The sequence below is a fragment of the Vibrio sp. V12_P9A6T4 genome, from assembly GCF_963874835.1.
Classification (GTDB): Bacteria; Pseudomonadota; Gammaproteobacteria; order Enterobacterales; family Vibrionaceae; genus Vibrio; species Vibrio anguillarum.
Map to the genome: position 1 here is coordinate 21,521 of NZ_CAWNJO010000051.1, position 18,542 is coordinate 40,062.

General features: G+C 47.1%; 20 protein-coding genes. 9 read left to right on the forward strand and 11 right to left on the reverse strand.

Annotated features, from left to right (window positions below; genetic code table 11):
* Positions 1–10 precede the first annotated feature (10 nt).
* Together ccoG and AACQ42_RS08305 are read right to left on the reverse strand one after the other, a co-directional pair.
* Positions 11–1,429 (reverse strand): cytochrome c oxidase accessory protein CcoG, encoded by a 1,419-nt coding sequence (gene ccoG, locus AACQ42_RS08300; RefSeq protein ID WP_094166124.1) that lies wholly within the window; start codon positions 1,427–1,429, stop codon positions 11–13.
* Positions 1,430–1,698: 269 nt separating this feature from the next.
* Entirely contained in the window at positions 1,699–1,965 is a 267-nt protein-coding gene (locus AACQ42_RS08305) for a YihD family protein (RefSeq protein ID WP_029189868.1), read from the reverse strand.
* Positions 1,966–2,673: 708 nt separating this feature from the next.
* Between AACQ42_RS08305 and trhA the strand changes: the two genes are divergently transcribed.
* Positions 2,674–3,333: a PAQR family membrane homeostasis protein TrhA gene (gene trhA, locus AACQ42_RS08310; protein WP_088720688.1), complete on the forward strand. Its 660-nt coding sequence runs from the start codon at positions 2,674–2,676 to the stop codon at positions 3,331–3,333.
* Here the strand turns inward: trhA and AACQ42_RS08315 are convergent.
* The 6 genes from AACQ42_RS08315 to def form a co-directional block, all read right to left on the reverse strand.
* Positions 3,330–3,875 (reverse strand): DUF3157 family protein, encoded by a 546-nt coding sequence (locus tag AACQ42_RS08315; protein WP_094166125.1) that lies wholly within the window; start codon positions 3,873–3,875, stop codon positions 3,330–3,332. The two genes, trhA and AACQ42_RS08315, sit on opposite strands and share 4 nt — an antisense overlap.
* A 1-nt stretch (position 3,876) precedes the next feature.
* The gene (locus AACQ42_RS08320) at positions 3,877–5,322 is read right to left on the reverse strand and encodes a TrkH family potassium uptake protein (protein ID WP_094166126.1); all 1,446 of its coding nucleotides are present in this window, start codon (positions 5,320–5,322) and stop codon (positions 3,877–3,879) included.
* A gap of 12 nt (positions 5,323–5,334) precedes the next feature.
* Positions 5,335–6,711, reverse strand: coding sequence for a Trk system potassium transporter TrkA (trkA, locus tag AACQ42_RS08325; protein ID WP_026027554.1), 1,377 nt, complete (start codon positions 6,709–6,711; stop codon positions 5,335–5,337).
* A gap of 74 nt (positions 6,712–6,785) precedes the next feature.
* A complete protein-coding gene (gene rsmB, locus AACQ42_RS08330) occupies positions 6,786–8,066 on the reverse strand; it encodes a 16S rRNA (cytosine(967)-C(5))-methyltransferase RsmB (RefSeq protein WP_094125643.1) in 1,281 nt (426 codons plus the stop codon).
* A 59-nt stretch (positions 8,067–8,125) separates the two neighbouring features.
* Positions 8,126–9,073, reverse strand: coding sequence for a methionyl-tRNA formyltransferase (fmt, locus tag AACQ42_RS08335; RefSeq protein ID WP_094166127.1), 948 nt, complete (start codon positions 9,071–9,073; stop codon positions 8,126–8,128).
* A gap of 16 nt (positions 9,074–9,089) precedes the next feature.
* Positions 9,090–9,599 (reverse strand): peptide deformylase, encoded by a 510-nt coding sequence (gene def / locus AACQ42_RS08340; RefSeq protein WP_043004842.1) that lies wholly within the window; start codon positions 9,597–9,599, stop codon positions 9,090–9,092.
* A gap of 140 nt (positions 9,600–9,739) precedes the next feature.
* Between def and AACQ42_RS08345 the strand changes: the two genes are divergently transcribed.
* From AACQ42_RS08345 to AACQ42_RS08360, 4 genes are read left to right on the forward strand one after another with little or no spacing between them, the layout of a single operon-like run.
* The gene (locus tag AACQ42_RS08345; RefSeq protein WP_094166128.1) at positions 9,740–10,870 is read left to right on the forward strand and encodes a LysM peptidoglycan-binding domain-containing protein; all 1,131 of its coding nucleotides are present in this window, start codon (positions 9,740–9,742) and stop codon (positions 10,868–10,870) included.
* Positions 10,870–11,979 carry a DNA-processing protein DprA gene (gene dprA / locus AACQ42_RS08350; protein WP_017048702.1) on the forward strand — a complete coding sequence of 370 codons (1,110 nt, stop codon included), beginning with the start codon at positions 10,870–10,872 and terminating at the stop codon, positions 11,977–11,979. Before AACQ42_RS08345 ends, dprA begins: the two co-directional genes overlap by 1 nt.
* 2 nt (positions 11,980–11,981) lie before the next feature.
* Positions 11,982–12,458 (forward strand): DUF494 family protein, encoded by a 477-nt coding sequence (locus AACQ42_RS08355; protein WP_094166129.1) that lies wholly within the window; start codon positions 11,982–11,984, stop codon positions 12,456–12,458.
* Between the two features lie 27 nt (positions 12,459–12,485).
* Complete coding sequence (locus AACQ42_RS08360; RefSeq protein WP_010319912.1) at positions 12,486–13,058, forward strand: DNA topoisomerase family protein; 573 nt, start codon at positions 12,486–12,488, stop codon at positions 13,056–13,058.
* A gap of 72 nt (positions 13,059–13,130) precedes the next feature.
* Here the strand turns inward: AACQ42_RS08360 and AACQ42_RS08365 are convergent, their stop codons facing one another.
* Positions 13,131–14,270: a 5-(carboxyamino)imidazole ribonucleotide synthase gene (locus AACQ42_RS08365; RefSeq protein WP_094166130.1), complete on the reverse strand. Its 1,140-nt coding sequence runs from the start codon at positions 14,268–14,270 to the stop codon at positions 13,131–13,133.
* Positions 14,271–14,274: 4 nt separating this feature from the next.
* Entirely contained in the window at positions 14,275–14,760 is a 486-nt protein-coding gene (gene purE, locus AACQ42_RS08370) for a 5-(carboxyamino)imidazole ribonucleotide mutase (protein WP_010319910.1), read from the reverse strand.
* 200 nt (positions 14,761–14,960) lie between these two features.
* Here purE and AACQ42_RS08375 point away from each other — a divergent pair, with 200 nt between their 5' ends.
* The 4 genes from AACQ42_RS08375 (at position 14,961) to AACQ42_RS08390 (ending at position 17,617) form a co-directional block, all read left to right on the forward strand.
* Positions 14,961–15,518 (forward strand): L-threonylcarbamoyladenylate synthase, encoded by a 558-nt coding sequence (locus AACQ42_RS08375; protein ID WP_094123314.1) that lies wholly within the window; start codon positions 14,961–14,963, stop codon positions 15,516–15,518.
* Positions 15,519–15,538: 20 nt separating this feature from the next.
* Positions 15,539–16,453 (forward strand): oxygen-dependent coproporphyrinogen oxidase, encoded by a 915-nt coding sequence (gene hemF / locus AACQ42_RS08380; RefSeq protein ID WP_010319908.1) that lies wholly within the window; start codon positions 15,539–15,541, stop codon positions 16,451–16,453.
* Between the two features lie 64 nt (positions 16,454–16,517).
* Entirely contained in the window at positions 16,518–17,348 is an 831-nt protein-coding gene (gene aroE, locus AACQ42_RS08385) for a shikimate dehydrogenase (RefSeq protein WP_017043691.1), read from the forward strand.
* A 2-nt stretch (positions 17,349–17,350) separates the two neighbouring features.
* Complete coding sequence (locus AACQ42_RS08390; RefSeq protein WP_010319906.1) at positions 17,351–17,617, forward strand: DUF1488 family protein; 267 nt, start codon at positions 17,351–17,353, stop codon at positions 17,615–17,617.
* On the opposite strand, the gene AACQ42_RS08395 is transcribed toward AACQ42_RS08390, so the two are convergent.
* Positions 17,618–18,166 carry a gamma carbonic anhydrase family protein gene (locus AACQ42_RS08395; RefSeq protein ID WP_013855523.1) on the reverse strand — a complete coding sequence of 183 codons (549 nt, stop codon included), beginning with the start codon at positions 18,164–18,166 and terminating at the stop codon, positions 17,618–17,620.
* Positions 18,167–18,542: the final 376 nt, after the last annotated feature.

Sequence of the window (18,542 nt, forward strand, 5' to 3'; positions counted from 1 at the left end):
CGTTACGAAGTTAGAGTTTATTAATAAAGCGGCTCTCAACTTCTATCGTGAATTGGTTACTGTCCGTGAGTATAAACTGAATCGTCGCTATAGGAGAGCTGAGTTTGTCAGGAGCGACGCCAAGGCTGGTTGGTAGGTTCAATACCTCTCCTGGTTTGACTTGGATGGTTTGTTTACCATACCAAGAGACGTCCGATAGCCCTTTCACGTCAAGCTTATACTCTTGCGTTTGCTGAGTTTTGTTGATGACTTTCAAGGTGTAAGTGTTCTCAATTTCACCATTGCTGTTGGTTTTAAATAGCTGGTTTCTATCACGCAATACACTCAAGCCGACCGGATCAACACTGGCCACTTGTGCCACAAAAAGGCCACACATCATTAGTAGCACAGCGCCATAGCCAAGTAATTTGGGGCGCAATATTTTAGTGTGGTGACCGGAGAGGCGGTGCTCCGTGGTATAGCTGATGAGCCCTTTTTCATAGCCCATACGTTCCATCGTGGTATCGCACGCATCAATACAAGCGCCGCAGTTAATGCATTCGTACTGCAAGCCATCACGAATATCGATGCCAGTCGGACACACTTGTACGCACAAATCACAATCAATGCAGTCACCTAAACCGAGTGCTCTGTGATCGGCTTTACGAGCGCGTGGCCCACGAGTTTCACCGCGTTTGCTGTCATAGCCAACAATAAAGGTATCTTTGTCAAACATCGCAGACTGAAAGCGAGCATAAGGACACATATGGATGCAGACGATCGAACGCATCCAGCCTGCATTTCCGTAAGTACAAAGGGTGAAAAAGAGTACCCAGAAGACGGGCCAGAAACTTTCATCGAGTGTGAAAAAGTTCACCACGAGTTCGCGTACCGGGACGAAATAGCCGACAAAAGTAAAACCAGTACCGAGTGCAATCGCCAGCCAAGCAATGTGTTTGATGGCTTTTCTTATAGCAAGATTAGCTGTGAGTTTTCCTGAGTCCTGCTTGCGGCGTTTATTGGCGGCGCCTTCGAGTTTTTCTTCAAACCAAATGTAGATAAATGTCCACACAGTTTGCGGGCACAGATAGCCACACCAGACACGGCCAAGAAAAGTGGTAATAAAAAACAGGCCGAATGCCGCAATCATAAACAACAGGGCCAGTAGAGTTAAGTCTTGTGGGTAAAGTGTGGTGCCGAAAAAGTTAAATTGCTGATGGCCGATATCGAGCAAAATCGCTTGGCGATCACCATAAGAGATCCACGGTACTAAAGTAAAAAGCAGCAGTAAAAACCAGCCACCATAGCGGCGGAGTTGTTGATAAGTACCTTTACTTTCGCGCACATAAATACGGTTGCTGGGGTTAAAACGGTCACCGTTGCCTTTGTGAGTTTTGGGGTTGAATATTTTAGGAGTCACATCCTTTATATCGATTTTGTCCTGACTCATGAAATGATCCTTGTTGGGCTGTAAGGTGTGATTTCTTTTAGTTCACACTCTGCGACATTGCTGTTTTCTCTTTGGGTACAATACCAAGATGAGAAATTATCATTGTTCAATCTTTATTTATTAAGCGGCAAGTATAACGCCAATAACAATTTTATTTCTTTAACACTATCAACCTTTAACAATAAAGCCTCAACTCGTGAGGCTTATCGCTAATAATAAAAAAGCGACCTAATAAGGCCGCTATCTTGATCACTATCACAGGGGTTACATCATTTTATGATGCCACGCGCGCGTAAAATGGCTGTTTTAAAATCATCTTCCTGATCTTTCTTCAGGCCAGGAATCATTTCGTCTTTGGCGCTGTTGCGCATTTTTAGATGGTAGATCAATACATCATCCGTGAGTGCTTCTAAAGGTCCTTTATAACCCGCTTCTTGAGCCAGTTTGGTGATGAATTGCATTAAGTTGAGCTGCTGATCTTTTTGCCATTCAGGCGCAAGTAGTTCAATTAGCTCTTCAATTCGATGACATTGCATTCTCTTTTCCCCAATTTTTATAAGTATTTTGAGTAAAGGTACCAAATTGCGGATTGAAGTCCAATTGAGCGCAAAGAAAAAGCGCAGGGTTTAGCTGCGCTTTTTAATTATGCTGCCTGAACAACATTAGTTGTGCTCGATGCAGTAAGGGCATTTTTTTCAACTAAAGTCATTGCTGGAGCGACTTTTTTTGCAGTCGGAGCAGCAGCAAAACCACTACGACGACGCATTGCACTACGGTTTGTGTGCGAAAACCTGACAGCTGTTGGGCGCATTCATTAACCTAACGGTCAGGCACATCCATTGCCAATCTAATGGCCTGAATCACCATGAGTTGAGCTTCATAATTGAAGGGTGGCTCTTCTGGCTCTCGCCAATCCAAATAATGATTCAGGAATAACGATATGCTTTCATATCGTAGTTAGATTAGCACCAAGTTTTGAATTGATCGATAGTTGAACGATTGTTGAGATGAATATTCTTGCAAATAAAGCTTAAAATTGTGTGAGATGCTTGGTTGAGTTTGTCATCTGATCGGCATTACATCGCGTTTTGTTAAATAGGAGGTACCTATTTCGTTTACAAAAACTCGCGATTTATCGCTCTCCTTGATACCCGTTTCGTTACGAAATTTGTATTTAGGCTTACGACTGTAAGCTGAGTTGTGCAATACTAAGCCCACATTTTTTTGCTTTTGGTATGGTGTTTATGTCTGCTGTTGACAATGACGGCTATGGTGCTGGTGAAGAACGGGCGAATGCACTGAGTCATGGTTTGGGGCTATTGCTTAGTTTTGTCGGTTTAGTCTTGCTGCTGATCAAGGCAACAAGTGCGCAGGCCGATGCATTGACTTATATCAGCATGAGTCTCTATGGTGGCAGCATGATAGCGTTATTCCTTGCTTCAACGCTGTATCACTCCGTTGCGACACCGAAAGCCAAACGCTGGCTAAAAACGTTCGACCACTGTGCCATTTATCTACTGATTGCCGGAAGTTACACACCCTTTTTGTTGGTTAGCCTTCGCACTCCTTTGGCGATAGGTCTTATGGTGGTGATCTGGCTGCTGGCGCTGCTCGGTATCATCATGAAAATTGCCTTTGTCTACCGTTTTAAAAAGTTCTCACTAGTGACTTATTTGGCGATGGGGTGGTTATCCTTGGTTGTGATCTACCAACTGGCCCTCAATATCGAGGTCGGTGGTTTGGTGCTACTTGCTGTTGGTGGTTTGGTTTATTCGCTCGGGGTGATTTTTTATGTAGCGAAACGCATTCCCTATAACCATGCGATTTGGCATTTATTCGTGCTAGGTGGCAGTGCTTGTCACTTTTTTGCGGTTTACCTTTTTGTTCACCCAGTAAGTGCTTAACGCATTTCAACCCGCTCAATGTTGGCCGAAATTTGATAACCTTGCTGGCGATCAACCTGAAGGGTAATCGGCTTTCCTTGCGCTTGAGTTTGTGGGCGTAAATAGCTATCAGCCATCCGTTTAATGGATTGCCAAATGGGTAACTGCTGAGTGAGCAGTGGTTGACCTTGCTCGTCATAAAGAGTGATGCTGAGCACCACCGCAATGACAGATTGCGAGCTTTGATTGGTGATGGCTGTTGGGATAACGAGTGTATCTCCTTGGTAGTAAGCCGCGCCGAGTACCACTTCCACTCCAGAATCTGACAGTTGTAAAATAGGTTTTTCACTCCCCATCTCAAAGGTGGTTGCTCGGGCTTTTTGAGTAATAGGGGCCGCATGAATGACGGTTTCCGGCGCCATTGATAGCGGTTCAACATATTGCCATGTGAAATCATCATTGAGTTTCACTTGGCGGCCATCTTCTAAGGTCAGAACTTGCGCGCAAGATGCTGCGCTTGCTGTCATGCTTAACAGCATCATTATCACAGGTATTGTCTTCATCTTAACGTCGCCAAAATGCAGGGAAAAACAGAACGATAATCGTCAAAATTTCTAAACGCCCCATCAACATCCCTAAGCTCAGAACCCACTTTGCTGCGTCAGGCAGTGGTGCGAAGTTGCCCGTTGGACCAATCACTGAGCCCATTCCGGGACCAACGTTGGCCACTGCTGTGATGGAACCTGAAATGCTGGTGACAGGATCAAGGCCCATTGCACTGAGCGCGCCTGCGATAGCAATGACAGTGATAAAAAAGGTTAAACCAAAAGCGACGACTGAGCGGACAATATCATCATTAACCGGACGATGATTATAGCGCTGTACGAAGATGCCTGATGGATGGACCAACTTCATAATTTGTTTATTGAGCAGCGTCATCGCAATTTGGAAGCGGAACACTTTAATCCCACCAGAGGTTGAGCCGGAACAAGCTCCTGCTGACATTAAGAAGATGAACAGCGTGCTTGGCAGTGCGCCCCAGGCGGTGAAATCTTCCAAACCAAAACCAGTAGTCGTGACCACTGAAACGATATTAAACATCGCCACTCGCAGGGCGTCCAACCAGTAGTAGCCTAGTTTGAGATTCAGCCACAACGCAATGATGAGACTGGCAATTAGGAAAAGATAAGCAAATCCGCGAACTTGTGCGTCTTTTATGATCACTTTGATATTTTGTTTTCGGGCCGCAGCGACAAACAGTAGAAAGGGTAAGCCCCCCAAAAACATAAACAGCGTTGCTACCCAATGTGCACCGTTTGAGAAGTGGTTCATCGAACCGTCGGAGGTGGAATATCCACCAGTCGACAAGGTGGTGAATGAGTGGTTGATCGCTTCAAAAAGCGTCATGCCAGTGAGGATGTAGCCAATCAAGCACAGTAAGGTCAGTACCAAATAGACCAGCACAATATTTTTCGCGACAGTTTTGGCGCGTGGGCTACTTTTATCGGACCAATCTGACGATTCGGTTTGGAACAATTTCATCCCACCCACATTGAGCATTGGTAATACCGCTACCGCCATTACGATAAACCCAACCCCACCAAGCCATTGCAGAATAGAACGCCACAACAAGATGCTGGGCGGCATATTATCAAGGCCACTGAGCACGGTTGAACCTGTAGTGGTTAACCCTGACATGGTTTCAAAGTAGGCGTCGGTAAAGCTGATGTGGTTGATAAAGACGAAAGGGAGCGCCGCGAAAGCGCTGGCAACCGTCCACACTAAGCTGGTGATGAGAAACATATCGCGCACGCTGAGCTTAAAGTGCGCGGTACGCCCCAAGCTTAAGCAGATAAAGGCGACAATATGGGTGATGATGACCGCTTGAGCAAAATCAAGGAAGCCACCCGTACCGGTAAAAAAAGCGACCAGTGTCGGCACATACATAAATAGGGCGAGCTTAGACAGCACGAGTCCTATAACGAATGAAATGGGGCGTAAATTCAGCATGACGCCAATGACCTATAGGAAAAATGGGCTAGGTTGGAACAAGGCTTCCACATCGGGCACGTACTTTTTATCCACTAAGAACATCACCACGTGATCATCTTGCTCGATAATAGTGCGGTCATGGGCGATTAACACTTCTTCACCACGCACAATCGCGCCAATGGTTGTGCCCGGTGGCAGTTTAATATCACCCACTGCGCGTCCCACCACTTTAGAGGTGTTTTGGTCGCCATGTGCAATTGCCTCAATCGCCTCTGCTGCGCCACGTCGTAGCGAAGAGACGTTAACGATATCGGCACGACGTACGTGAGTCAGCAGTGCGGAAATGGTGGCTTGTTGGGGTGAAATCGCGACATCAATCACGCCGCCTTGTACGAGGTCGACATACGCGCCACGCTGGATAAGTACCATCACTTTTTTCGCGCCCATACGCTTGGCGAGCATGGCGGACATGATGTTGGTTTCATCTTCGTTGGTGAGCGCAATAAATACATCGACTTGGTCGATGTTCTCTTCGGCTAGCAGCTCTTGGTCCGCCGCATCACCACAAAATACTATGGTGTTTTCTAACTCTTCCGATAACTGCTCTGCACGTGGGTAATTACGCTCAATCAGTTTAACGCTGTAGCTGTGCTCTAAACGTTTAGCTAAGCTTGCCCCAATGTTACCCCCGCCAACAATCATGATACGACGATAGGTTTTTTCCAGCCGCTGTAGCTCACTCATGACCGAGCGAATATGATTACTGGCGGCCACGAAGAACACTTCATCGTCAGCTTCAATAATGGTAGTGCCTTGCGGGCGAATCGGCCGACCTTGGCGGAAAATGGCCGCGACGCGGGTATCAATGTGCGGCATGTGTTCACGTAGCGCTGAAAGAGCATTACCCACCAATGGCCCGCCGTAGTAAGCTTTCACAGCCACTAGGCTCACTTTCTCTTCGGCAAAACTCACTACTTGCAGTGCGCCGGGGTATTGGATCAACCGTTCAATATAGCTCGTCACTAGCTCTTCAGGAGCGATGAGGTGATCCACCGGGATCGCGCCTGACTGAAACAAAGTCTCTTTTTCAAGCAGATATTCAGGAGAACGAATACGCGCAATTCGGTTGGGCGTATTAAACAAAGAGAACGCCACCTGGCATGCCGCCATGTTGGTTTCGTCGGTATTGGTGACCGCAACCAGCATGTCCGCGTCCTGTGCGCCCGCTTCACGCAGTACATCAGGGTGGCTGGCGTGGCCATGAATCACCCGCAAATCGTACTTGTCTTGCAGCTCGCGCAAGCGGTCACTATTTTTGTCGACAATGGTGATGTCATTGTTCTCGCCGACCAAGTTTTCGGCCAGTGTGCCACCGACCTGACCTGCACCAAGAATAATGATTTTCATACTCTGTTCTCTTTCTACCTGCCGAATATCGGCCACTGAAAAGGCAGCAGTAATGCTGCCAATGTGCGTCGAATTTACGCTTGTTTGGTTAATACTGCGTAGTAAAAACCGTCCATATCTTCTTCTCCGGGGAGTATCTGACGCCCCGGCTGCTCACGATCGGAACCCACTAATTGAGCGTTATGAGTTCGTTCTAAGAAGGCTTTGACCTGCAAGCTGTTTTCTTGTGGAGTGACTGAGCAGGTTGCGTAAACCATAGTGCCACCGACTTTTAATTGCTTCCACATTGCGTCCAGTATTTCGCTTTGTAATTGAGCCAATGCCTCAATATCGCTACCACGACGTAGCCATTTGATGTCTGGATGACGGCGAATAACCCCAGTGGCAGAGCAAGGTGCATCTAATAAAATTCGGTCAAATTGTTCGCCATGCCACCACTCTTCAGGATAACGAGCATCACCGCAGATCACATCAGCGCGAAGTTGCAGGCGTTCTAAGTTGTCATAGACGCGTTCAAGGCGGGTTGCATCGCTGTCAATCGCAACCACTTCAGTATCGTGTGTGTGCTCCAGGATGTGCGCGGTTTTACCCCCTGGGGCGGCGCAGCAATCTAAAATCAGCTCGCCTGCTTTAGGTTGAAGGTAGTCAATCGCTAACTGCGCAGCGGCATCTTGCACCGATACCCAACCACGATCAAAACCGGGTAAAAGCGTTACATCGCAAGGTGCAGCGAGTTTTATTGCGTCGGCGGCGTGAGAGTGCACGCTGCACTCGATATTTTCGCTAGCTAGTAGTGCAAGATATTCATCACGAGTGTGGTGCTGACGGTTGACGCGCAACCACATTGGCGCTTTTTGATTGTTCGCTTGCACAACCGTTTCCCACTGTTCTGGGTACGCTTGTTGTAACAGTTTAAGTAGCCAACTTGGGTGGCCATATTTGCCTGCGTTGTGGCTAACGGCGATAGCGTCCAGTGCTTCTTGATCGCGCAAGTAGCTGCGCAATACGGCGTTGATTAGTCCACCTAAATTTTCACCGCGCAATGTTTTGGTGCCTTCAACCGTCTCGGCTACTGCGGCGTGAGCGGGAATGCGCATAAAGCTCAACTGGTAGATACCAACTAAAATAAGATGGTGAAAAACCCGCTTTTTCCCTTTCAGTGGGTTGTCCATTAGCTCATTGGCAATTGATTCCAAACGAGGCAAATAACGCAAAGCCCCATAGCAGATCTCTTGCAACAGAGCGTGGTCTCTTGGGCGGATGGTTTTTTGCGCCGCAGGAAGTGCGTGAGAAAGTGAGTGGCCTTTATCAACCACTTGAAACAACACGTTAGCCGCAGCTGCGCGAACATTCATAGAAGTACCGACTTTAAATAAATGAAAATCAATGAGGGCATCTCTGCCCTCGTTAAGGTTTAGCTAAGTTGTGTGCCGACTTCAAACCAGCTTGCGCGCGAATTGAGAATGTCTTGCACTGACATCGCTTTTTTACCCGGCACCTGCAACTGCTCAAGCACCAGTAAGCCGTTGCCGGTTGCCACATAAATACCCGATTTATCGGCTTGAATAATCGTGCCTGCAGGGTGGTCGCTGGTTTGTGCTTCAACGCGACTTTGCCACACTTTAATGCTGTTCTCAGCCACATCAAAATGGCTCATTGGCCATGGATTAAAAGCACGCACGCAGCGTTCAATAAAAGCAGCATCCGCTGACCAATCGATTTTGGCTTCTTCTTTGCTAAGTTTTTGTGCGTAGTTAGCCAATGTATCATCTTGTTGAGTGGCAATCGCTTTGCCACTGGCGATATCGGCGATGCATTCTACCAACGCTTGTGGGCCTAACTCGGACAGTTTGTCATACATAGAAGCGCTGGTGTCTGTTGCCTCAATCGGCAGCTTAGCAATTTTGAGCATATCGCCCGTATCTAGGCCGACATCCATTTGCATGATGGTTACACCCGTTTCACTGTCTCCGGCCCAGATCGAGCGTTGGATCGGTGCGGCACCACGCCACCGTGGCAGAATGGAACCGTGTACGTTAATACAGCCAAGCCTTGGCATATCAAGTACAGCCTTCGGTAGCAGTAATCCGTAGGCGACCACTACCATTAAATCCGCGTTGAGATCGGCGAGCGCTTGCTTGGCTTCGTCGCTCTTAAAGTTCTCTGGCTGATACACAGCAATATTGTGCTCAACGGCCATCTGTTTCACTGGGCTGGCGGTCAGTTTTTTACCGCGCCCTGCCGGGCTATCGGGCTTAGTGTACACCGCGATAACCTCATGCTCCGAAGACAACAACGCCGCCAAATGACGGGCGGCGAAGTCCGGAGTACCTGCAAACACAATGCGTAATGATTGGCTCAAGGTAACCTCACTTAAGTTAGTTTTTTTCGTTATAGCGTTTGATTTTCTCTAGCTTATCTCTAATACGCTTACGCTTTAATGGCGAAAGGTAATCCACAAACAGTTTGCCTTGTAAGTGATCAAGCTCGTGTTGAACACAAATGGCTAAAAGGTCATCCGCTTCAAATGAGAATTCGTTGCCATCACGATCTAACGCTTTGACTGTGACTTCTGCTGCGCGAGGAACAAGGGCGCGTGAGCCCGGGACCGACAGACAGCCTTCTTCAATGCCATCTTCACCGCGTTTCTCTAAGATTTCAGGGTTAATCAGAACCATTGGCTGGTCGCGATTCTCTGAAATATCGATCACAACGATGCGTTGGTGAATATCGACTTGCGTTGCGGCAAGGCCGATACCGTCCTCGTCGTACATAGTCTCAATCATGTCATCGACGATTTTTTGGATCTCAGGTGTCACTTTCTCTACCGGTTTTGCCACGGTACGAAGACGATCATCTGGGAATGTTAATACTTGTAATACAGACATATACACTCGAAATATTGAACTGTGCCGAAACAGCTTAAAGCTTGTTGGCTCAATTCTAGACATTTTATGACCCAAATGACAGCATCCAAATGTTAATAATCTGATTCATCCTTACTTATTTCGGCCAAGGAACAGAGGTCATGTCACGATTTATTCGTTATTTAGTGTGTGTTTTTTTACCGTTGTCATTGGTCGTTAATGCGTTGGCTGCGGAGGATATGGCGCTCACCGTCAAAGCAAATGCCCCGCAGACATACACGGTCGTCAAAGGAGATACCTTGTGGGATATTTCTGCGCTCTATCTTGATAACCCGTGGTTGTGGCCACGTTTATGGCAAATTAACCCAGAGATCGATAACCCGCATTTGATTTATCCCGGCGATAAGCTGACCTTAGTCTGGCGTAACGGACAGCCGGTGTTGAGTTTAAAACCTATGGTCAAGTTGAGTCCGAAAGTGCGTGTGCTTGAGAAAAAAGCGGTTCCGACGGTGCAAGAGGGATTAGTGTTGCCGTATCTGCATACGGATCGCTTACTGGATAAGCAAACATTACAAGAAAGCCAGCGTGTGCTCGGTGCCAGCGACGGTAAACAATACCTGACGGCGCAAGATACGCTCTACATAAGCGGGCAACAGACTCACCCCAAATGGGGTATTTATCGTGAAATCGCTGAGTTTTCTCGTCGTGATGCCGCCGCGAAAAATAAAACCATGGTTGCTTTGCGTTTGATTGCTACTGGTGAATTGGTCTCCGCTGATGAGGCTTTTAGCGGGCTAACCATCACCGCACAGCAACAAGAGATAAGAGTCAATGATATTGCCCTGCCTGAAGTGGGCGTCGAAACCTTAACGCTTTCAACCACTTTTTCCCCATCGCCATCGCGACTACAAGCTGAAACGCATATCCTCGGATCGTTGGAGGGTAGTGAGTATTCGGCGCAGAATCAGGTAGTTGTGATCGATAAAGGCCTTGCAGATCAACTGCGTCAAGGGACGATGTTTGATTTGATTCAAGCCGGTTCTAAAGTGTCTGGAAAAAAAGGACAGCACCAACAGAACCTTGATGAAACCCTGCAATTACCAAGCAGCTTGGTGGGCAGTTTGATGGTCATTCGACCTTATGAATATTTTAGCTTGGCTTTGATTACCGATAGCTGTGTGCCGATTGGTAAAAGTGTAATCGCGGTTTCGCCGCTCAAACCAGAGCTAACAATCGAGCTAAATGAACAAGCCGATACGGATTCGATGGTTAAGGATGATACTGCAAGCTGATGGAGCAGAACGAATTAGCGGCGTGGCTAGCATTCAGCTTTGTGCCAAAATTGGGTGGCAAGAAACTTTCTCGTCTTGCTAGCGTCGCTTCTCTTGCTCATTTAATTGACTATTCCGAGCGGGAGTTAGCCGCGTTGGGTCTAGTTCAAGATCAAATCCGTTATCTGCGCGAGACGGCCCCTCAAGAAGTTGAAGAATGCCTAAGTTGGCAGCAAGCTAATGAGTCTCATCATATCCTTACTCCATTTTGCGATGGTTACCCTTCTTTACTAAAAGAAATTGCTACCGCACCTCCGGTTTTATTTGTCAAAGGACGAATAACAGCACTCTCTGATCCGCAAATGGCGATCGTCGGCAGTCGTAATGCGAGCCCTGATGGCCAACGAGTTGCTCATCAGTTTGCGCGAGAATTTGTGCAACAGGGCTTGCTTGTCACCAGTGGTTTGGCATTAGGTATTGATGGACATGCTCATGACGGTGCGTTGCAAGCGGGTGGTGAGACGATAGCCGTGCTCGGTTCGGGCCTTGAATCTATTTACCCAGCGCGACATAAAAAATTAGCGCAACGGGTGATGGAAAGCGGAGCATTAGTCTCGGAATTTCGTCCCAAAGCCAAACCAAGACCGGATAACTTTCCGCGGCGAAATCGCATTATCAGCGGGTTAGCGGTTGGTGTTTTAGTGGTGGAAGCGGCGGAGAAAAGTGGCTCGTTGATCACGGCGCGCTATGCGGCTGAGCAAGGGCGAGATGTGTTTGTTATTCCGGGCTCCATTGCTAACCCAAATTGCCACGGTAGTAATCAACTTATTCGTTGTGGGGCGTGCTTGGTGCAAAACAGTGAACAAGTATTATCTGAAATCGGCACCTTAGTAGACTGGTCATTGCGCCAAAAGCAGCCTCAACCTGATTTATTTTCTGTACAGAGCGATCAGCAATTGCCATTTGCTGAACTGTTAGCTAACGTAGGAGTAGAGGCTACGCCTGTTGATATTCTTGCGAGCAGGACCCATATACCTGTCCATGAAGTCATGATGCAGCTTTTAGAACTTGAGCTTTCAGGTCATGTTGTTGCCGTTTCTGGCGGCTATATTCGTAAGGGGAAGGGTTAGCTATGATGATGGATATATTGATGTATCTATTTGAAACCTACGTCCATAGCGATGTAGATTTGCAAGTCGATCAAGATGAGCTTGAAGATGAATTGCTTCGAGCCGGTTTTCACCAGAAAGATATCTATAAGGCCCTGAATTGGTTAGAAGAGCTTGCGGCATTGCAACAAACCGATGCTCATTCAGCGATGGCAACCAGTGCTGCGACTTCGATGCGGATGTACACAGTACAAGAGATGGACAGGCTGGATCTTGAAAGCCGAGGTTTTTTATTGTTCCTTGAACAAGTGAAAGTATTAACCCCTGAAATTCGTGAAATGGTGATTGATCGAGTGATGGGTTTAGAAACCAATGAATTTGAATTGGATGACTTAAAGTGGATCATTTTGATGGTGCTATTTAATGTACCGGGAAATGAAAATGCTTACACGCTTATGGAAGAGCTGCTATACACCAAAGATCAAGGTATTTTGCATTGATTGCAGCCGTTCGTTTAGTTGAGCATTATGAGTCGTAAAACCGAGTCCCCCCTTTTTTCAGCGCATGGACAAGCGCTGCAGCATGAGCCTTGTCCGCAATGTGGTGGTCAATTACAGCTTCGTCAGGGTAAGCATGGGCTGTTTTTAGGCTGTAACCATTATCCCAATTGTGACTATATTAAACCGCTGCAGCAAAATGATGGTCATATCGTTAAGGAGTTGGGTGTGCCATGCCCAGAGTGTGGCCATGAATTAGTGTTACGCCAAGGTCGTTATGGCATGTTTATCGGGTGTAGCCATTATCCGCATTGCCACCATATCCAAGATACAGATTCCCCTGCAGACAATGTCCCTCAGTCAAAACAGCTTTGCCCTGAATGTTTGAAAGGCCATTTAGTGGAGCGAAAAACGCGCCATGGTAAAACTTTTAATGCTTGCGATAATTACCCTAAATGCAAGTTTGCCCTCAATCAGCAACCTGTTGCCGGTAAATGCGAAAAATGTGGGTTTGGATTATTGATAGAGAAAAAACTCGCTAGTGGTATCAAGCTGCAATGTGCTGATCGAAAATGTGGTCATATTCAATCCGCCACAGAGTAAAGTGGCGGCATATGAAAATGGCACATTGAACGTGCCATTTTTTATCCGGATTTATCGTCAATTAGGTTTATTTTAGAGAGTCTGCTTGAGCGCTTGAACAAAATGGTGCAAGGCTGGATACGTTGTCGCATCAAGCACTTCAGCCAAGCAACAGAGCTTTCGTTGCAACTGCGCGTTGTAATCTGCACTGACATTAATATGGCCCATTTTGCGCCCAGCACGTTTCTCTTTGCCATACCAATGAATGTGGCAGCCTTCAATCGTCATCACGGCTTCTGGTAAATTGTCCTCACCCAAAATATTAATCATCGCGGTTGGGCGAAGTAACTTCGTGCTGCCTAAAGGTAAGCCACATACTGCGCGAAGGTGATTCTCAAATTGGCAGGTTTCTGCGCCTTGCTGTGTCCAGTGACCAGAGTTATGGACTCGTGGTGCAATTTCATTCACCAACAATGTTCCCTGCACATCAAAAAACTCGAGCGCTAGCACACCGACATAATTGAGACGAGCGGCAACCGAGGTAAACATCGACAGTGCTTGCTCTTGCAAGGCTGGGTCATCTATCGCCGTTGATAAACTTAGTACACCGTTAATGTGCACATTTTCTGCCAGCGGGTAAACCGCGATGCTGCCATCTTTGGCACGCGCGCCGACTAACGAGACTTCACGATCAAAGGGGACAAACTGCTCTGCCACTATCGCTTGAGTCGGAGTGGCTTGGATACAGGCTTCCATTTCTGGCCAAATGAGCTCTGCTTGTGCAGCTTCTTTTAAACGCCATTGCCCCTTTCCGTCATAGCCACCCAGTGCACTTTTTAGAACCATAGGCAGGCCGATGTTGGTTATCGCGGAATCTAAATCTTCACGAGTATTAATGACAAAGTATTGGGCATTTTTTGCGTTGGCTTCATCGAGTAGCGCTTTTTCAAGACGGCGATCGCCTCCGGCTTTAATGGCTTCGACGCTAGGAAGAAACTTACCACTTTGCTCACAAACGGTGAGAATTTCATGGGGAATATGCTCAAATTCAGCAGTAATGACATCCGCTTGTTTGATCGCATTGTCTAAACCATGACCAGTGATGTGTAATGTCAAAGGATGGACGATGTTACCGCTGCCCACATCAAAAGCGGAGATTTGAATGTTCAGAGGAGCGCCAGCCAGCGCCATCATGCGTGCCAGTTGCCCAGCGCCCAAGACTAAAACGTGCATAGTATCAATCCTCTGCAGGGTTAGGGTGGCTCAACACCGCTTCAGTTTGTGCTAAACGAAATGCTTCCACTTTTGCCATGACGGCCTCATCACTGGTGCCGATGATTTGCGCGGCAAGCAGCCCAGCATTGGCCGCGCCTGCCTCTCCAATAGCTAAGGTGCCCACCGCAATCCCTTTTGGCATTTGCACAATCGAGAGTAAAGAGTCCATCCCTTTGAGTGCCTTTGACTGAACGGGAACGCCAAGTACCGGCAAGCTAGTAAACGCTGCCGTCATGCCCGGCAGGTGTGCGGCTCCGCCTGCGCCAGCTATGATGACTTTAAGGCCGCGTTCTCTTGCGCTGGTGGCGTAATCGGCAAGAAGTTGAGGTGTGCGGTGAGCAGAGACAACTTTGGTTTCGTATGCCACACCAAATTGATCCAACATGTCAGCAGCTAGCTTCATTGTGGGCCAATCGGATTTTGAACCCATGATAATTCCGACTTTCATCTCAAACTCCTTAATACTTCTAAAAATGGGGTGAGCGGGATAATTTGCGCGCATTATACGAGTATTTTTTCCTTAGGAAAACGTTTGCGTCAGCTTAATTGTGCAATTGATACATTTTATAAACAAATAGCTTTAGCCAGTTTTCAACGAAGTTTGTACACTTAGCCACACTGTATTAAAGAAACCGATGGACAGTTTTTGTGAATAACTTTGAACACACTTTGCAGGCTCTACGTGACGGTGAAGTAATTGCCTACCCAACGGAAGGCGTGTTTGGGGTTGGGTGTGACCCAGATAACCCGCAAGCCATTCAGAAGCTCTTAGCGCTCAAGCAGCGTCCTGTGGAAAAGGGGTTGATTTTAATTGCGGCCTCTTACGAACAATTGCTTCCTTATATTGATGAGAGCCAGTTGACACCAGAGCAGCTCGCACGAGTACATGCCACCTGGCCTGGCCCTGTGACATGGATAATGCCGACCAGTGATAAAGTCTCTACTTGGGTGAGTGGACAATTTGATTCGATAGCCGTACGTGTGACAGATCATCCTTTAGTGCAAAAGCTATGCAATGCGTTTGGAAAACCATTAACCTCGACCAGTGCGAATTTAAGTGGTCTTGCACCTTGCCTGACAACGGAAGAAGTTGAATCGCAACTGGGTGAGCAACTGGCTGCGATTTTAGATGGTCAAACCGGTGGTCGAAATAAGCCCAGTGAAATTCGTGACGCGAAAACCTCACAAGTATTAAGACAGGGTTAACCCTGCTAAGGAAGTAAGCGATGCCAACCATTGATAAGCAAGCCGTCAAACAATTTTTGCTTGAGCTGCAAGATTCCATTTGCCAGCAACTTGAACAAGCGGATGGCCAAGCACTGTTTGAAGAAGATGCATGGCATCGCGAACCGAGTGAGCGTTTGGGAGGCGGTGGGCGAACTCGAGTGATGAAAGAAGGTCGTGTTTTTGAACAAGGCGGCGTGAATTTCTCGCATGTGCAAGGGCAGCAAATGCCCGCTTCAGCGACCGCGCATCGCCCTGAATTAGCTGGACGTCATTTTGAGGCGATGGGGGTTTCTTTGGTGATGCATCCAAACAATCCCTATGTTCCGACTTCTCATGCCAATGTTCGTTTCTTCATCGCTGAAAAAGAAGGCGAAGATCCTATCTGGTGGTTTGGCGGAGGATTTGACTTAACGCCTTTCTATCCGTTTGAAGAAGATGCTCAATCATGGCATGCCACGGCGAAAGCACTGTGTGTTCCTTTTGGTGAAAAAGTGTATGCCGAACATAAATCGTGGTGCGATGAGTATTTCTTCCTCCCTCATCGCAATGAAACGCGCGGTATTGGTGGCCTATTTTTCGATGATTTAAACGCTTGGGGATTTGAGCGCTGTTTTGCTTATATGCAAGCTGTCGGTAAAGGATACACCGCTGCGTATTTGCCGATTGTTGAACGTCGTCAAGCGATGGAGTACGGTGACAGAGAGCGCCAGTTTCAACTTTATCGCCGTGGTCGCTATGTAGAGTTCAACTTAGTGTATGATCGCGGCACATTGTTTGGTTTGCAAAGTGGCGGTCGAACGGAATCGATTTTAATGTCGATGCCGCCATTAGCTCGTTGGCAATATCGTTATCAAGCGGAAGAGGGCAGCGCAGAGGCGAAATTAAACACCTTCTTGCTGCCGAGGGAGTGGTGACAGCGGTACATTTTCAATGATAGGGTCGCCGAGGTGGCCCTGTTAATTATCGAGAGGCAAGGATATGGCTCAGCACATTGATCAATATGCAGTATTTGGTAATCCGATTGGGCACAGTAAGTCGCCGATGATCCACACACTTTTTGCACGGCAAACCAGTCAGGAAATGCACTATACCGCTCAACTCGCGGCTCTAGATGGCTTTAAACAAGCGGCTGAAACCTTTTTTGCCTCCGGTGGCCGAGGGTGCAACATTACCGTACCTTTTAAAGAAGAAGCGTATCAGTTTGCGGATCGATTAACCGAGCGAGCTCAACTTGCAGGCGCGGTCAATACACTGAAAAAATTAGATGATGGCGAAATTATCGGTGATAACACCGATGGAGAAGGTCTGGTTCAAGATTTGCTTCAATACCAAGTGCCACTACGAGACGCTTCTATTTTAGTGATTGGTGCTGGCGGCGCGGCGCGCGGCGTGATTAAGCCCTTACTCGATCAGCACCCTGCAAGTCTCGTGATTACCAACCGTACCTTTGCAAAAGCCGAGCAGCTCGCCACGCTTTTTAGCCCCTTTGGCGCGGTAAAAGCAATCGCGTTGGAAGAGATTAATCAACATTTTGACCTCATCATTAACTCGACCTCGGCCAGCTTGGATGGTGAATTGCCAAATATCGCTCCGACGATCTTCAGTAAGAGCAGTGTGGCCTATGACATGATGTATGGCAAAGGATTAACAACATTCAATCAGTGGGCATTAAGTCATCATTGCGCTCATGCTTATGATGGTTTGGGGATGTTGGTTGGGCAAGCTGCTGAGAGCTTTATGCTATGGCGCGGACTCAGGCCGGGTTCTCGACAAATATTGAGAGAACTGAGAAAAAATCTAGAAGGCTAATCATGAATCAAGCGATTTTATTTCCTGACCGACAAACGTGGCACTCGGCAAGCCAAAGCGTACTTTTTCCTGCTCAACACGCGGGAGCTCTGCTCGAGTGTACAGTACACAAGTCAGTACTGAGCCATCTGTCTGGTGAAATGATTACTAACGGCGAGCAAGCTATTCAAGTTTTTGAACAATGGCGATTTGACCTTGAAGAGCTTGCTGAAAGCTTGATTGAAGATGAAGCGTTCAATTTAGATGGACAAATAGAGATTAAAGCTTAGTTAATGGCTTTCTTTGACACTCGTAAGATAGTCATTTTTGTTCTGCACATAGTTGTCGGAAGATTTAAGCAAAAAAGCTCGCTCTTTATCTGTTAGCGGGCGGATCTGTTTCACTGGGGATCCTACATAAAGATAGCCGCTAACCAATACCTTGTTTGGTGGCACTAAACTGCCAGCTCCAACCATCACCTCCGACTCAACGACTACGCCATCGAGCACAATTGCTCCCATGCCAATTAAGACTCGATCATGGATTACGCAACCATGCAGCATCACTTTATGGCCAATTGTGACGTCATCGCCAATAATAAGTGGAAAACCATCCGGGTTTTCGGTGTTTTTATGAGTCACGTGCAGTACGCTGCCATCTTGAATGTTGCTACGTTGGCCAATGTGAATATGGTTTACATCGCCTCTGGCTGCAACCAATGGCCATATGCTGGAATCATCGCCTAAAACAATATCGCCAACCAACACCGAGCTACTATCTATATAGACGCGCTGTCCGATTTGTGGGGATATTCCTTTATAACTACGAATTGATGACATGCTCGTCTCCTTTAATAACTGACGCCATAAGATAAATTAAACAGAAATAGCGTCAAAACAACTCTTTTTGAATAAAAATTATCCCAACGAACAGAAAATCAAAAAAAACAGTAAAAAGGGGTTGCCAACGTGACGGCGATCTCTATAATGCCGCCTCACTGACACGGTACAGCCAGTAAGGGTTCAAGCCCAACGAGCAGCCAATCAGTAGGTCAAATCAGTAAGACGAAATAATTTAATAAAGTGTTTGACACTTTCCATTATCTCGCTAGAATGGCCGCCTCTTCAAAGGAAGCCTCGGCAATCAAGCGAAGAACGCTCTTTAACAATATAAACCTATCAATCTGTGTGGGCACTCGTTGATGATAATCAAAAA